We start from the raw sequence: 1,132 nt of genomic DNA, 5'->3' as shown, positions 1-1,132 counted from the left end.
CCTTCATCGCTTCGAGTTGTTCCGGCGTGGCCTCGGATAGCTCGACCGGTGCGATGTAGGGACGCCAATTCAGCGGCTTCAGGCGAACCGAGGAAATCATGCCGATCTCATCAATCGCAGGCCGGTCGCAACCCGCGTCTGGAAGTTTACGAAAGCAATCAGTTCGGAGAGCGCGACGATCTGAGGATTGTTCAGTCCGGCCGCGGCGAGGAGGGCGATGTGGTTCGCCTCCGCCTTTTTCGGCGTCAGCGTGATCAGGTCGACGTGACGGGCGATGGTCGCCAATGGCTCATCGAGATCCGTTTCGCCCCGAGCCAATGCCCTGAGCTGCTCTGTCGGACCAAGTTGGGCCAGCTGCACATCATATTCGGCCATCAGGACGGGATCGGCATTCAGAGCGGCCATGCGACGGGCCAGAGCAACCCTCAAATTCGGCGCCAGCCCCTGATCGTTTGCCGGCTGCAGGACGGAGAGGCGACATTCCTCCGCCCCTTGCACAAATTCGGGCCGAAACCGCCGCGCAGCGAAAAGTGCATCGTTCGGCGAAATACCGGCGGCCTTGTCCATGGCGTCGATCACAGCGCGGCCTCCTTTTGCAGCAAGGGTGTTGAATCGACCCATTCGTCGCCCAGAAGTTCCGGGGTGTCGTAAGCGATCAGATTGGCGAAGTGGGTTTCGACATCTTCAGCAAACAGCGACGCCGCAATGCCGCGGACGAGACGGTCGGCACCGGCACTGACGGCTGGGATATCGCCGGAGACCTTGCCATGTGTCAGCATCGCGGCATCGTTGAAGCAATGGATGTGCGCCAGCACCGGGCAGGAGCCGGGAACGCGTTCGCGAAACTCGAAGGCAGGACCGAGGTCCGGCGCCTCCGACATGCCTGCACGTGGCGACCCCATATCCGGTGTATATCGGCCATCCGACCAGGTGCGGATGTGTGGGGCGAGTGCTGCAAACTCCGGGCGGTCGCTGAAATCGTTTGAAAAGCCGGTTGCCGCGATCAGGAAGTCGTAACGCATCGGTCCCTGCGTGGTTTCGACCAGCAGGCCTCCCGCATCTTCCTTCACCGCAACTATGCCGCAGTCGAGAAAGAACCGGGCATTCGAGTGGCGAGACACGCGAAGCGTCG

At 61.7% G+C, this 1,132-nt stretch carries 1 protein-coding gene and 1 pseudogene; both read right to left on the bottom strand.

The annotated features are described in order from the left end of the window. Positions 1 to 96 precede the first annotated feature (96 nt). Positions 97 to 567, bottom strand: a complete 471-nt coding sequence (locus tag NKI95_RS34260) for a CMD domain-containing protein (protein ID WP_352722263.1) — start codon at positions 565 to 567, stop codon at positions 97 to 99. A gap of 8 nt (positions 568 to 575) precedes the next feature. Next, positions 576 to 1,132, bottom strand: a pseudogene (locus NKI95_RS34255) (FAD-dependent oxidoreductase); the annotation flags it as partial.

Source organism: Mesorhizobium sp. M0306 (assembly GCF_040321655.1).
Taxonomy (GTDB): Bacteria; Pseudomonadota; Alphaproteobacteria; order Rhizobiales; family Rhizobiaceae; genus Mesorhizobium.
The sequence above is the reverse complement of the archived record's forward strand: the minus strand, read 5'-3'. Positions and strand labels throughout refer to the sequence as shown.